This window comes from Actinomadura sp. NBRC 104425, from assembly GCF_030269545.1.
In the GTDB taxonomy this organism is placed as follows: Bacteria; Actinomycetota; Actinomycetes; order Streptosporangiales; family Streptosporangiaceae; genus Spirillospora; species Spirillospora keratinilytica.
In genome coordinates, this window is record NZ_BSTN01000003.1 from 38,219 (window position 1) to 51,594 (window position 13,376).

General features: G+C 73.9%; 13 protein-coding genes and 1 tRNA gene. 2 read left to right on the plus strand and 12 right to left on the minus strand.

The annotated features are described in order from the left end of the window. Window position 1: 1 nt before the first annotated feature. From QSK22_RS05990 to QSK22_RS06025, 8 genes are all read right to left on the minus strand, one after another. Entirely contained in the window at window positions 2-1,018 is a 1,017-nt protein-coding gene (locus QSK22_RS05990; protein ID WP_285492968.1) for a CapA family protein, read from the minus strand. Window positions 1,019-1,208: 190 nt separating this feature from the next. Further along, the gene (locus QSK22_RS05995; RefSeq protein WP_285492969.1) at window positions 1,209-2,819 is read right to left on the minus strand and encodes a monocarboxylic acid transporter; all 1,611 of its coding nucleotides are present in this window, start codon (window positions 2,817-2,819) and stop codon (window positions 1,209-1,211) included. Then, a complete protein-coding gene (locus QSK22_RS06000) occupies window positions 2,816-3,190 on the minus strand; it encodes a DUF485 domain-containing protein (protein WP_285492970.1) in 375 nt (124 codons plus the stop codon). The genes QSK22_RS05995 and QSK22_RS06000 overlap by 4 nt, the downstream gene beginning before the upstream one ends. 182 nt (window positions 3,191-3,372) lie before the next feature. Continuing rightward, a complete protein-coding gene (locus QSK22_RS06005; RefSeq protein ID WP_285492972.1) occupies window positions 3,373-5,103 on the minus strand; it encodes a sodium/solute symporter in 1,731 nt (576 codons plus the stop codon). Further along, complete coding sequence (locus tag QSK22_RS06010; protein WP_285492973.1) at window positions 5,100-5,570, minus strand: DUF485 domain-containing protein; 471 nt, start codon at window positions 5,568-5,570, stop codon at window positions 5,100-5,102. The genes QSK22_RS06005 and QSK22_RS06010 overlap by 4 nt, the downstream gene beginning before the upstream one ends. Then, the gene (locus tag QSK22_RS06015; protein WP_285492974.1) at window positions 5,567-6,337 is read right to left on the minus strand and encodes a LytR/AlgR family response regulator transcription factor; all 771 of its coding nucleotides are present in this window, start codon (window positions 6,335-6,337) and stop codon (window positions 5,567-5,569) included. Before QSK22_RS06015 ends, QSK22_RS06010 begins: the two co-directional genes overlap by 4 nt. A gap of 52 nt (window positions 6,338-6,389) precedes the next feature. After that, window positions 6,390-7,637: a sensor histidine kinase gene (locus QSK22_RS06020; protein ID WP_285492976.1), complete on the minus strand. Its 1,248-nt coding sequence runs from the start codon at window positions 7,635-7,637 to the stop codon at window positions 6,390-6,392. A 19-nt stretch (window positions 7,638-7,656) separates the two neighbouring features. Beyond that, complete coding sequence (locus QSK22_RS06025; protein WP_285492977.1) at window positions 7,657-8,601, minus strand: 2-oxoglutarate and iron-dependent oxygenase domain-containing protein; 945 nt, start codon at window positions 8,599-8,601, stop codon at window positions 7,657-7,659. 228 nt (window positions 8,602-8,829) lie between these two features. Between QSK22_RS06025 and QSK22_RS06030 the strand changes: the two genes are divergently transcribed. Further along, window positions 8,830-9,660, plus strand: coding sequence for a metallophosphoesterase family protein (locus tag QSK22_RS06030; RefSeq protein WP_285492978.1), 831 nt, complete (start codon window positions 8,830-8,832; stop codon window positions 9,658-9,660). On the opposite strand, the gene QSK22_RS06035 is transcribed toward QSK22_RS06030, so the two are convergent. Both QSK22_RS06035 and QSK22_RS06040 read right to left on the minus strand, forming a co-directional pair. After that, complete coding sequence (locus QSK22_RS06035) at window positions 9,657-9,926, minus strand: DUF1876 domain-containing protein (RefSeq protein WP_285492979.1); 270 nt, start codon at window positions 9,924-9,926, stop codon at window positions 9,657-9,659. The genes QSK22_RS06030 and QSK22_RS06035 overlap by 4 nt on opposite strands. Before the next feature lie 959 nt (window positions 9,927-10,885). After that, window positions 10,886-10,958: transfer RNA gene (locus tag QSK22_RS06040), tRNA-Asn, on the minus strand. A gap of 148 nt (window positions 10,959-11,106) precedes the next feature. Here QSK22_RS06040 and QSK22_RS06045 point away from each other — a divergent pair. Continuing rightward, complete coding sequence (locus QSK22_RS06045; RefSeq protein WP_285492980.1) at window positions 11,107-11,406, plus strand: YtxH domain-containing protein; 300 nt, start codon at window positions 11,107-11,109, stop codon at window positions 11,404-11,406. A gap of 39 nt (window positions 11,407-11,445) precedes the next feature. Here QSK22_RS06045 and QSK22_RS06050 read toward each other — a convergent pair whose 3' ends face one another. Both QSK22_RS06050 and QSK22_RS06055 read right to left on the minus strand, forming a co-directional pair. Further along, window positions 11,446-11,961 carry a hypothetical protein gene (locus QSK22_RS06050; protein WP_285492981.1) on the minus strand — a complete coding sequence of 172 codons (516 nt, stop codon included), beginning with the start codon at window positions 11,959-11,961 and terminating at the stop codon, window positions 11,446-11,448. Window positions 11,962-11,986: 25 nt separating this feature from the next. Next, window positions 11,987-13,312 (minus strand): MGH1-like glycoside hydrolase domain-containing protein, encoded by a 1,326-nt coding sequence (locus QSK22_RS06055; RefSeq protein WP_285492982.1) that lies wholly within the window; start codon window positions 13,310-13,312, stop codon window positions 11,987-11,989. Window positions 13,313-13,376 lie beyond the last annotated feature (64 nt).

The following is a 13,376-nucleotide window of genomic DNA, read 5'->3' on the forward strand; positions in this document are numbered from 1 at the left end:
CTCACCCCCGCTTCCGGTGCACCGCCCCATCGCTTTGGTCCATGCGCACCACGAGCCGGCCGCCGTCCTCGGCGACCGGGGTGCCGAACTCGCGGCACGCCTCGGTGAACCGGCCGCCGATCCACCTGCGGTCGGCGCCGGCGGCCAGCCGCGTGCGCGCGAAGTCCAGCCGCAGCGGCACCGCCTCCAGCCGCACGGGCGTCAGCGGCGCCCGCTCGGCGCGGCGTTCCAGCGTCACCAGGAACAGCAGCCCCAGGTCGTTGCGCAGCAGCCGGTCGACCACGTAGTCGTCGATGAAGTCGCCGAGGTCGAACAGCACCCGGCCCGCGACGCCCTGGAAGACGTGCGCGGACGTCCCGGCGACCAGGGTGGCGCCCGCCGCGGCCAGCGCGCCGGCCGCGCGCCGCACGTACCGCAGCGGCCCGGGCGCCATGTTCGGCCCCCAGTGCGGCGTCACCAGCACCGCGTCGGCCCGCCCGCGCAGCGCGCGGACCGTGTCGAGCAGCCAATGCGGCGTCCCGGCGGTCAGGTCGGCGTACGCCACGCCGGGCCGGTGCGTGCCCGCGGCGAAGTCGGCCGGGTGGTCGGTCACGCCGACGACGGCGATGCGTGCGTCGCGGACCTTCAGGAACACCGGCGCGCGGGCGTGCGCCTCGTCCTCGCCGGCCCCGACCGCGGCGATGCCGGCCGCGGCCAGGTGCTCGCGGGTGTCGGCGAGCGCGTCGGCGCCGAAGTCCAGCGCGTGGTTGTTGGCGAGGTTGACGCAGTCGACGCCGAGACCGGCCAGCGCCTCCGCCGCGACGGGGGGCGCGCGGAAGTGGAACGCCTTGCCGGGCGCGGGCCACGGCCGGCCGCGCCCTGACACGCAGCACTCCAGGTTCAGCACCGCCAGGTCCGCCTCGGCGAACGCCTCACGCACCCCGTCCGAGAACAGCGCGTGCGGGCCGGTCTCGGCGAGCTGCTCCGCGACACCGCGGCCGAGCATGGTGTCCCCGGCCAGCGCCACCGTGACCGCCATGCGGGTCCCCTACCCACGGGTGCCGGGCCAATCGCCCGGACGCCCCCGCGCATGGGCCCGGCCCCGTCCTTGGGGGCGGTAAGGACGGGGCCGGGACCTGTCTCCGGGGCGGCGGAGCGGGGCGGGGGCCGGTGCTCGGGCGGGGGGGGGGAGCCGGCTGCGCATCCCCGGAGCCTGGAGGGGCGGGCGACTAGTGGTGTACGGCGCCTTCCGCGCCCGCCCCGGTCAGTGCACGCACCTCGATCTCGGCGTACTTGGCGTTGTTGTACTCCTTGCTCAGCACCGTGCCGAGCCAGCCGCACAGGAACCCGAACGGGATGGACACGATGCCCGGGTTCTCCAGCGGGAACCAGGCGAAGTCGGCGTCGGTGAACAGCGCGGTCTCCTTGCCGGACACCACCGGCGAGAACGCCACCAGGAACACCGCCGAGCCCAGCCCGCCGTAGATCGCCGCGACCGCGCCGGAGGTGTTGAACCGCTTCCAGAACAGGCTGTAGAGGAGCGCGGGCAGGTTGCCGGACGCGGCGACCGCGAACGCCAGCGCCACCAGGAACGCCACGTTCAGCCGCTGCGCGTAGATGCCCAGCACGATCGACACCGCGCCGATGACCAGGGCGGCGATGCGGGCGACCCGCACCTCCTCCCGCTCGGTGACCTGGCCGCGCTTGAACACGTGGGCGTACAGGTCGTGGGCGAACGACGACGAGGACGCCAGCGTCAGCCCGGCCACCACCGCCAGGATCGTCGCGAACGCCACCGCCGCGATGACCGCCAGCAGGATCGTGCCGCCCGCGTCGCCCAACACCCGCTTGCCGATCTCCTCGGCCAGCTGCGGCGCGGCGGTGTTGCCCGCCGAATTCTGCTCGCGGATGGCGTCGCTGCCCACCAGCGCGGCGGCGCCGAAGCCCAGCACCAGCGTCAGCAGGTAGAACACGCCGATGATGCCGATGCCCCACTGCACCGACTTGCGGGCGTCCCGGGCGGTCGGGACGGTGTAGAAGCGGATGAGGATGTGCGGCAGGCCCGCGGTGCCCAGCACCAGCGCCAGGCCGAGGCTGATGAGGTCGAGCTTGCCGGTCAGGCCGGACGCGTCGGTGGCGTAGCGCAGGCCGGGCTCCAGGAACGCCTCGCCCTTGCCGCTCTGGTCGGCGGCGTCGCGCAGCAGCGTGGACAGGTTGAACCCGAACTTGCCCAGCACCAGCAGGGTGACCAGGGCGGCGCCGCCCATCAGCAGCACGGCCTTGACGATCTGCACCCAGGTGGTGCCCTTCATGCCGCCGACCGTGACATAGATGATCATCAGCGCGCCGACCAGCACGATCGTGGCGTTCTTGGCGAAGTCGCTGGTGAAACCGAACAGCAGCGCCACCAGCGCGCCCGCGCCCACCATCTGCGCCAGCAGGTAGAAGATCGACACCGCGATCGTGGACACGCCCGCCGCGGTGCGCACCGGCCGCGGGCTCATCCGGAACGCCAGCACGTCGGCCATGGTGAACCGGCCCGAGTTGCGCAGCAGCTCGGCCACCAGCAGCAGCGCCACCAGCCAGGCCACCAGGAACCCGATCGAGTACAGGAACCCGTCGTAGCCGTACAGCGCGATCAGCCCGGCGATGCCGAGGAACGAGGCGGCCGACATGTAGTCGCCGCCGATGGCAAGGCCGTTCTGGACACCGGAGAACGAGCGTCCGCCCGCGTAGAAGTCGGTGGCGTCCTTGGTGTTGCGGCTGGCCCAGACGGTGATCGCCAGCGTTCCGGCGACGAACGTCAAAAACAGGATGACGGCGAGGGTCTCGTGGCTCATCGGTTCTCCTCCCCCGCGCCGCCGCCGGCGGCCGCGGCGGCGCCGGCGCTCGCCTCGACCTCGCCGCGCAGCCGGTCGGCCAGCGGGTCGAGTGTGCGCTCGGCGTGCCGGGAGTACTGCCAGGCGATCAGGAAGGTCGACACGAACTGCAGCAGACCGAAGATCAGCGCGATGTTGATGAACCCGACGACCTTGGTGCCCATGAAGTCGCGCGCCCAGCCCGACAGCACCACGTACAGCAGGTACCAGGCCAGGAACGCGGCGGTCGCCGGGAAGGCGAACGCGCGGAACCGGCGCCGCAGCTCTTGGAAGTCCGGACCCTGTTGGACGCGTTCATAGACCGTGGACGTGGGATGGTGCTCTACGGCCACTGCTCCTCCTCGGCTGTGACGTCGGTCACGTCACGGTAGAGGCCGTCCGGCGATCGCACGAGACGGTGCGCGCCGCCGTGCGGTCAGCTGCCGCTCATGAGCGACGACCCGTCCGCCCTCGTCGGCGAACGGTCGATTTGGCGCGACGAACGGCACTCCCGGCCGGTCGGCGGCGCGGGCTCTCAGACGCGCTTGGGCCGCCAGGTGCCGCGGTCGACGTTCAGCGACTCGGGGGTGTGCAGCCGCACCATCATGCGCGCCACGTCCGGCGGGACGCCCCGCGGCGTGGCCAGCGACACCCCGATCATGACGGCGAACGCGACCGGCACCGTCCAGGCGGCGGGCTGCTCCAGCAGCGCGCCCGCCAGCCCCTCCGGCGCGCCCCCGGCGACCGTGACGACCACCGCGGTGCCCGCCAGCGCTCCCCCGGTGACCAGCCCGGCCAGCGCGCCCGCCACGGTCAGCCGCCGCCACCAGATGCCCAGCACCAGCAGCGGGCAGAACGTGGACGCGGCGACCGCGAACGCCAGCCCCACCACGTCCGCCACCGCCAGGGACCGCGCCGCGACCGACAGCGCCAGCGGCACGGCCAGCGCCAGCAGCGTCGCCGCCCGGAACGAGCGCACCCCGCCGCGCAGGATGTCCTGCCCGAGCACCCCCGCCACCGACACCGTCAGCCCGGACGAGGTGGACAGGAACGCCGCCACCGCCCCGCCGGTCACCAGCGCGCCCAGCAGGTCGCCCGCCGCGCCGCCGAGCACCCGGCCGGGCAGCGTCAGCACCACCGCGTCGGTGCGGCCGGTCATGAGCAGCTCGGGCGTGTAGAGGCGGCCCAGCGCCCCGTACACGCCGGGCAGCAGGTAGAACGCGCCGAGCAGCGACAGCACCATGACGGTGGTGCGGCGCGCCGCCCGCCCGTCGGGGTTGGTGTAGAACCGCACCAGCACGTGCGGCAGGCCCATCGTGCCGAGGAACGTGGCGAGGATCAGCGAGTACGTCGCGTACAGCGAGTGCTCGCGGCCGTCCAGCGGCATCGCCCACTGCCGGTCGGTGCGCGCGGGGATGTCCTCCACGTGCGGCACGGCGGCGCCGCGCGGGAACGTCAGCGCGGTGTCCCGGCCGACCTCGTGCGGGCCCGGCGCCAGCGTCACCGCGGCGCCGTCGTGGGTGCGGCCGTCCACCCGCCCGGTGGCCGTCACCGTGACCGGCTCGGCCACCTTGACGGTGACGGCGGCGCCGACGGTCACGGTGGTGCGCTCGGGGAAACGCGGCGCGGTGTCGCGGTCCAGGCCGGGCGCGCCGTCGAACCGCCACGCCAGCAGCAGGAACACCAGCGGCACGGCCATCCCGGTCAGCTTCAGCCAGTACTGGAACGCCTGGACGAGCGTGATGCTGCGCATGCCGCCCGCCAGCACGTTCACCGCGACGACGACGGTGATCAGCACCGGGCCCGCCCACAGCGGCGCGCCCGTCACCGTCCGCAGCACCAGCCCGGCGCTCTGGAACTGCGGCATCATGTACAGCCAGCCGATCAGCACCACCAGCACGCTGGTGACGCGGCGCACCGCCATCGACTCCAGCCGCGCCTCGGCGAAGTCGGGCAGGGTGTAGGCGCCGGAGCGGCGCAGCGGCGCCGACACCAGCATCAGCAGCACCAGGTAGCCGCCGGTCCAGCCGACCGGCAGCCACAGCATGTCGGCGCCGAACGCCAGGATCAGCCCGGCCGCGCCCAGGAACGAGGCCGCCGACAGGTACTCCCCGCCGATCGCCGAGGCGTTGCGCAGCGGCGTCACCGTGCGGGACGCCACGTAGAAGTCGGAAGTGGTGCGGGAGATGCGCAGCCCGAGCGTGCCGATGAGCACGGTGGCGGCGACCACCGCCGCGATCCCGGCCAGGCCGTAGGCGGTGCTCATCCCCGGTTCCGGTCGGCCCAGCGGTTGTCGACCAGGTCGGCGAAGTCGCGTTCGTTGCGTTCGGCCTGCCGGACGTACCACCAGCCGCACGCCACGAACCACGGGTAGACCAGCCCGCCCAGCAGCACCCACGCCAGCGGCAGGCCCGCCACCCGCTGCTCGCGCAGCTCCGGCACCAGCGCGAACAGCACGGGGAGCCCGCCGACCACGGCGGCCAGCACCGCGCACAGCCGCACCGCGAGCCGCAGTTGCGCCTGCACCAGCGAGCGCATGTACGCCTCGCCGAGCCCGGTCTGCTCGTCGATCTCCCGCGTCACCGGGTGCCGCAGCCGCCGGGAGGCCCGGGTGCGCGGCCCGGTCACCCGCGTCCGCCCCGGCGCGGGCGCGTCGCTGCTATTCGCCCGGGCCGCGGGCCGGGACGGCGTCGTCGCCTCGCGCTCGCCGGCGCGCCCGTCCGGCCCGCTCATGTGGGCCGCCGGGCGTTGCGGACCAGCAGATCGCGCAGCTCGCGCACGTGCCGGCGGCTCACCGGCAGCTCGGTGCCGCCGACCAGGATCGTGCAGCGGCCCGAGTCCAGCCGCAGCTCCTCGATACGCGCCAGCGCCACCAGGTGGCTGCGGTGCACGCGCACGAACCCCGCGTCCCGCCACCGCTCCTCCAGCGCCGCCAGGGGGATGCGCACCAGGTGGCTGCCGGTCGGGGTGTGCAGGCGGGCGTAGTCTCCCTGCGCCTCCACGTACAGCACCTCGGCGGGCGCGACGAACCTGGTCACCCCCGCCAGCTCGACCGGCATCGGCTCCGGTTCGGGACGCGGCGCGCGCGCACCGCCGGCCGCGGGCGCGCCCGGGCCTGCGTTCTGCGCGACGCGGCGGATCGCCTCGGCCAGCCGCTCCGGCCGCACCGGCTTGAGGATGTAGTCGGTCGCCTTGATCTCGAACGCGTCGACCGCGTGCTCCTCGAACGCGGTGACGAACACGATGTGCGGGGCGCGGGCGAACTGCGCCAGCACCCGCCCCAGCACCGTGCCGTCCAGCCCGGGCATGCGGATGTCGAGGAAAACCGCGTCGACCGCACGGCCCTCGGCCAGCGCCCGGTCGAGGCAGCGCAACGCGCCCGCACCGTCCCGGGCGGTGTGCACGGTGCCGATGCGCGGGTCGGCCCGGAGCAGATGAACCAGGTCGTCCAGGGCGGGCGCCTCGTCGTCCACCGCCAGGACGCGCAGACCGCCCGGCACTCAGCCTCCCGGTGTCGCACGTCACATCTCGGCGCTATCGTAGAACGCCCTGTCAACCCGCCTCGGCGGGGTTCGGCCGGGTCTGCCCCTGCCAGCTGGCCGTGACGCCCGGCGCGTACTTGGGCACCCGCACCGTGACCTTCGTCCCGGCGCCGATGCCGGTGTCGACCACCAGGCCGTAGCCGTCCCCGTACACCTGGCGGAGCCGCGCGTCGACGTTGGCCAGGCCGATGCCCGCCGAGTCCGGCGCCTCCCCGTCGCCGCCCGTCCCGCGCTCCCCGGCCAGGACGCGGCGCAGCCAGTCGGGGTCCATGCCGACGCCGTCGTCCTCCACGCTGATCACGCAGTCCGACCCGGCGTCCTCGGCCACGATCGTGATCCGCCCCGGGCCGGACCGGTCCTGCAGGCCGTGCCGGACGGCGTTCTCCACCAGCGGCTGCAGGCACAGGAACGGCACCGCCACCGGCAGCACCTCCTGCGCGATCCGCAGCGTCACCCGCAGGTCGTCGCCGAACCGGGCGCGCTGCAGCAGCAGGTACCGGTCGATCGAGCGCAGCTCCTCGGCCAGCGTGGTGAAGTCGCCGTGCCGCCGGAAGGAGTAGCGGGTGAAGTCGGCGAACTCCAGCAGCAGCTCGCGGGCCCGCTCGGGGTCGCTGCGCACGAACGCGGCGATGGTGGTCAGCGAGTTGTAGATGAAGTGCGGGGAGATCTGCGCCCGCAGCGCCCGCATCTGCGCCTCCATCAGCAGCGTCCGCGACCGGTCCAGCTCGGCCAGCTCCAGCTGGGCGTCCACCCACCGGGCCACCTCCTCGGCGGCGCGGATCAGCCCGGCGGGCACCTCCTCCCCGTAGACGGCCAGCGTGCCCACCACCCGGTCGTCGGTGGTCAGCGGCACCACCGCGGCGCGCCGCACCGGGCAGTCCAGGCGGCCGCAGTCCACGCCGTCCGGGCCGAGCACCCGCACCCGCCCGCCGTCCAGGGTGCCGCAGGCGTGGTCGAGCGCCTGCTCGGCGTGGTGCTCGCCCGCCCCGTCCCAGGCCAGCACCCGCTCCCCGTCGGTGATCGCCAGCGCGGCCGAGCCGAGCAGGGCGCGCAGATGCGGCGCCGCCTTCTGCGCGCCCGGCCCGGTCAGCCCCGCGCGCAGCTCGGGCGCCGCGCGCGAGGCGGTGTGCAGGGTCTCGAAGGTGGCGCGCTGCGCCGGGCCGCCCAGGTCTCCAGGGCGTCCCCGGGCCCGCCACCACAGCAGCACCGGCGCCCACGTGAGCGTGAGCGCCGCGACCACCGCGATGACGACGTCCATGCCGCCACGCTAACCCGCCTCACGGCACCGACGCGGCGTCGCGCAGCCGGCCGAGCACTTCCAGGCGGCCGTCCTCGCGGATCCGCCGGGTCGCCTCCCGCTCGGGGTAGGAGCGCATGAACGTCTTGGTCAGGTGCGTGCCGTAGTGCAGCCGGCCGCCGCCCTTGAGGGGGCGCAGCTCGGCCTCGAAGCTGGGCTCGTGGAAGTAGGTCAGCGCGTACCGGTCCCGTTCCGCCGACGCGACCCGGTGCCAGGTGGACGGCAGCGCGCTCCCGGTGAGGAACCCCATCACCTCGCCGGGGAACACGGCCAGCGTGTGCGGTTCGGGCCGCACGAACGACAACGCCTCGCCGCGCCCGTCCATGGGCCGCCGCACGTACAGCCCGCCGGTCTCGTCCAGCGCCGCCATCACCAGCAGGCCGTGCACCGGGTGGGCGACCGGCCCGCCTCCGGCGCGGGCGGGCAGCCGCAGCGCCCGCATGTGGTGCCAGCCGTCGGCGGTCAGCCGGGTCAGCCCGTCGGCGCACGGCAGGCCGAGGCCGAGCGCCACCAGCCGCAGCAGCCGGTCGCCGATGCCGCCGAGCTCGTCCATGAACGCCCGCATGGCCAGCCGGTACTCCAGGTCGGGCCACGGCACCGGGCCGTGGCAGGGCCAGCGCTCGCGGACCCGGATGTCCCCCTCCGGCACGTCCTTGCAGACGGTGAACACCTCGGCGCCGCCGTCCTCGCAGGCGACGTAGCCGCTGTAGCTGAGCGGGCTGACGTGCCGCGCCTTGTACTCCAGCGGCATGGAGAAGAACCGCCGCGCCGCCGTGATCGCGGTGACGGTGCGCTGGGCCTGGACGGGGTCGACGGCGACCTGGACGACCCCGTCGCGCCGCCATGCGCGGATCATCTCGCGGCCGAGGCGCACGTCGGACGGCTCGCCGCCGACCGACGCCGGTAGCAGGAACGTGGTGAGCATCTCGGGATCCTCTCTCGGGGTGGGGCCTGGGCGAGGTGCCCCCGGATCGCCCGTCCCGCATGCCATCTAGGCGGACCCGCCGCGCCGCGTCATCCGGTTCGGCGGGCGCATTCGGCCAGCGGACCGGCCCGGTCGGCCAGTGGCCGCGGCCCGTCCGCCCAGCGGCCCGATCCGCACGGCCAGCGGCGGGGCTTGATCGGCGCGCCGCGACCCCGTGAGATGGAACCCATGACCGGCAGACTGCTCGCGATCAGCGACGTGCACGTGGGGCATCCGGAGAACCGCGAACTGGTCGACGGACTGCGTCCCGGGTCCCCCGACGACTGGCTGATCGTCGCGGGCGACGTCGCCGACCGCTTCGCCGACGTGCGCTGGGCCCTGGCCACCCTGCGCGACCGCTTCGCCAAGGTCATCTGGTCCCCCGGCAACCACGAGCTGTGGACGCCGCCGGGCGACCCCGTCACGCTGCGCGGCGAGGAGCGCTACCACGCCCTCGTCGAGATGTGCCGGGGGCTGGACGTCACCACCCCCGAGGACCCCTACCCCCTGTGGCGGGGCGAGGGCGGCCCGGTGTTCGTCACGCCGCTGTTCCTGCTGTACGACTACACGTTCCGCCCGAAGGGCACCTCCACCAAGGAGCAGGCCCTCAAGGCGGCCTACGAGGCGGGGGTCGTCTGCACCGACGAGAAGCTGCTGCACCCGGACCCGTACCCCACCCTGGACGCCTGGTGCCGCGCCCGCCTGGCCGCGACCGAGAAGCGGCTGACCGGCCTGGAGCACCCCACCGTACTGATCAACCACTGGCCGTTGACCCGCGACCCCACCCGCGTGCTGTGGTACCCGGAGTTCGCCCTGTGGTGCGGCACCGAGCTCACGGCGGACTGGCACGTCCGGTTCCGCGCGGCCGCCGTCGTGTACGGCCACCTGCACATCCCCCGGACGATGTGGCACGACGGCGTGCGGTTCGAGGAGGTATCGGTCGGCTACCCGCGGGAATGGCGCCCGCGCGGCACGGGCACCCCCGGCGCCCGGCAGATCCTCCCCGAACCCGCCGCCTAGGTGATGGGGTACGCGGGGCCGGCCATCCTGGCGATGTCCTCGCCGGCCACCCCCCGCAGCCGGTCCGCCAGATCGGTCAGCGCCCGGCTGGCGGCCAGCTCGTCCCCGATCTCGGGCACCGGCCGGTCGATCGGGTTGCGCCGCGCCTGCCCGTACCCCGTCACGGTGACGCTGCCCCCCGCGTTCAACACGGCCCGAGCCCGCGTCTCGGTGTCGTCGTCGCTCTCCCCGATGAAGATGTCGACGTTCCAGTGCTTGGCCTTCATCACCAACCCCCCGCACACAGACCACCCCGCCGCAAAACGCCACATAATTCGCATACCCACCCAACCACCCCCAAAGCAATCCACTCCTGAACCCCGCCGGATCGCCCCGAGATCGTCCCGTCCAGGCGGTGCCGCCATGGCCTCGTCACGGACCCTGTCCTATGCCGCTGGACGGAGGTCCGGATCAGCGGTCAACACGGTGTGCAACCCGGGTGGCGATGGGACGGCGACGTGGTCGCCTTCGAGACCGGCTGCTTCGTCGAAAGGCGGTCCCCTCGATCACGACGCTCACGGGCGACCATCCGTCCCAGATACTGAGATTCATGGCCACATGCTGGTAACCGAGCCAGGCTGCGGCGAAGCCGCGACGAGCAACGGGGCGAACCCCTCAAAAAGATCATCCGATGGCAACCAGCCCCCATCCGACCATGACCACGCAGGCACCAGAGGAGAAGGAGAGACAACCACCCGAGCGAAGTCGAAGCGGCGGCACCAGCCGCCGCCGGGAAACGCGCCACCCCCAGGAAAGGGTGAGCTGCTTTCGGACGCAAAGAGGAAAGAAAACCGGAGAGCAGCAGTCACCCCCACACAACCACCACCACGGAGAAACCCCCGAAGGGGGATGAAGAGACGCTCGCCCCGAGCGAAGTCGCGGCGAAGCCGCGACGATCGAAAGGAGGCGAAGCCGCAGGAAGAGATCAGCCGAGGGCGGCGAGCGTTCAACGTGAGCCGCAGCCGGGGGGTTCCGGGGGGTCGCCCCCCGGGCGAACACCAAGGGAGCGCCCAACGCGAAAGTGCGGCAAGAGCCGCACTGAGTAGCAGTGACCCCGGCTCCCGCGCGGCGAGCGTTCTACGCGAGCCGCAGCCGGGGGGTTCCGGGGGGTCGCCCCCCGGGCGAACACCAAGGGAGCGCCCAACGCGAAAGTGCGGCAAGAGCCGCACTGAGTAGGGTGCCCCAGCTCCCGCGACTGGACTCGAACCAGTAACCTGCCGGTTAACAGCCGGACGCTCTGCCGATTGAGCTACGCGGGATCGCAGTGCCTTCCAGGGGCTCCCCTGGCCGACGGCGTCTAGGTTAGCGCATTCGGGGACCTGTTCGCGCAGGCATATCCGGTGGGGAGACTGGGGCGGCCGTGGGCGGGTATGCCGTGCGACACGATCCTGTACACCGGGGGTGGGCATGAAGTACCGAGCGACGTTCATCGCGGGTGCCGCGGTCGGCTACGTCCTGGGCACCAGGGCGGGGCGCGAGCGGTACGAGCAGATCAAGCGGATGACGCGGCGGCTGATGGAGAATCCGACCGTGCAGGAGACGGCGGGGCTGCTGCGGGCGCGCGGCGAGGAGCTGGCCGGGGCGGCCAAGGGCAAGGCCGGGGAGCTGGCCGGGGCGGCGCAGAAGCGGATGCCGGGGCAGCACCACGGCGAGGAGACGCCGGTGGACTACCGCGATCCGAGGCAGGAGACGTCCGCCCCGCAATGACACCGCAGCGACGCCGGCAGTGACGCGGCGGTGACGGCGTCACAGGCCCGTCTGGCGGCGCAGGTCCTCCAGGATCTGCTCGGCCTGGGCGCGCAGGCCCGGGTCGGAAGGGTCGAGCCCGGCCTCGAAGACCAGGGTCCAGCGCACGTCGCCGCCGCCGGGCGGGCGGCGTCCGGCGATGCGGACGGATCCGCCGCCGGGCAGCCGGGCGTGTCGGCTGACCACGACGGTGGCGGTGACGCGTTCGCGGACGGTTTCGGGCACCGATCCGGGGTCGGGCAGCCGGACGCGGTATTCGGGGCCGCCGCCGGTGGTGTGGACGTGAAGGTGGCCGTCCTGCCAGGACGCCTGGTCGATGCGCTCCCATGGCAGCCGGTGGAAGCCGCCGGAGGCGGTGGGCAGGTGAAGGGCCGCGGACGTGGCGACGACGTACGAGCCGCCCCGGGTGGCCGCCGAGGCGAGGGGGCGTTCGCCGCGTTCCAGGGCGAGGGCGTCGCGGATCTCGGCGGGCAGGCGGCCCGGGCGCAGGGCCGCGGCCGCGCGTCGTAGGCGCATGGTCCCACGGTAGGCGATCAGCGGCTCAGGCGGCGCGGGGTGCGCGGCGGGCGCCCAGCAGGTCCAGGATGAGGGCGGCCGACCAGCTGCAGTCGTGGCTGCCGCGGCCGGTGCCGTCGAACGGGTCGAAGTATTCGCGGAAGCCGGACTGGCGCACCAGCCGCATGGTGGCGCCGTAGAGCAGGTCGGCGACGACGGTGAGGCCGTGGCCGAGGGCGCCGTACCACAGCAGCCAGTTGGTGTTGACCCAGGTGGGGCCGCGCCAGTAGCCGCCGCGGTCGAACGAGGGCGCCTGGATGTCGCAGGTCGGCACGGGGTATCCGGCGGCGCCGGCGAAGCGGGCCGACAGCAGCAGGTCGACCAGGGCGCGGACGACGGGGGCCGGCAGGTCGGGGTCGAGCAGCGGGCCGAACGAGGCGATGGTGACGGCGGGCAGCAGCCGGCCGCCGCGCAGGTCGCGGGCGCGGAAGCAGCCGGTGTCGCCGTCCCAGAGCCGGTCGAGGAGGGCGCGGTGGACGCGCTGGGCGGTCTCGCGGTGCGGCACCGGGTCCCCGCCGATGATCTCGGCCATTTCGGCGAGGGCGTGGGTGGAGGCCAGGTAGGTGGCGTTGACGAGGGGGTCCTCGACGGCGAAGGGGTGGGCGTCGCGGAGGTATTCGTCGCAGTAGCCGGCGCCGCGCAGCAGAGTGACGAGCCGTACGTAGCGGTCGTAGTCCTCGCCGGTGGGCAGGCCGCGGGGGACGTGGTCGGGCGCGTAGGCGACGGGCGGCAGTTGCAGGGCGCCGAGGGGCCCGTCCCAGGCGGGGCTGTTGTCCAGGCCCGATTCCCAGGGGTGGCAGATGGCGACGAGCCCTTCGGCCCCCAGGTCGCGGCAGTGTGCCAGGTGGCGGTGCTGGGCGACGAGCATCGGGTAGAGGCGGGCGAGGAAGGCGCGGCTGCGTTCGGCGTCGGCGGGGCCCGCGCTTTCGTGCAGGCGCAGGGCGGCCAGGGCGTGCAGCGGGGGGTGGGTGAGGCCGGACGTGGGGACGCCCCGGGGCGCGGCGTCCTGCAGGTCGCTGCGCCACAGGTCGGGCCCGGGGAAGTAGGCGTGCCGAGGCGTCCGGGTGTTGAAGACGATGTGCGGCAGCAGGCCCGTGGCCCACTGGCCGCGGAACAGCGACAGCAGTTCGCGTTCGGCGCGGTCGCGGCGGTGCCTGGCCAGGCCCATGCTGATGAAGGCCGAGTCCCAGGCCCACTGGTGCGGGTACAGGGCGGGCGACGGGACGGTGCCCGTGCCCGTCCAGTTGGCGTCCAGCACCCGGGCCGCCGCCTTCCACAGCGTCGTCTCGTCGCCGTCCAGCCGGGTGCCCATGAGCTAAGCGTGACCTCCCGATCACGTCCTGGCCGCCCTCTGAAAGGGCCGCCGCGCCTCAACG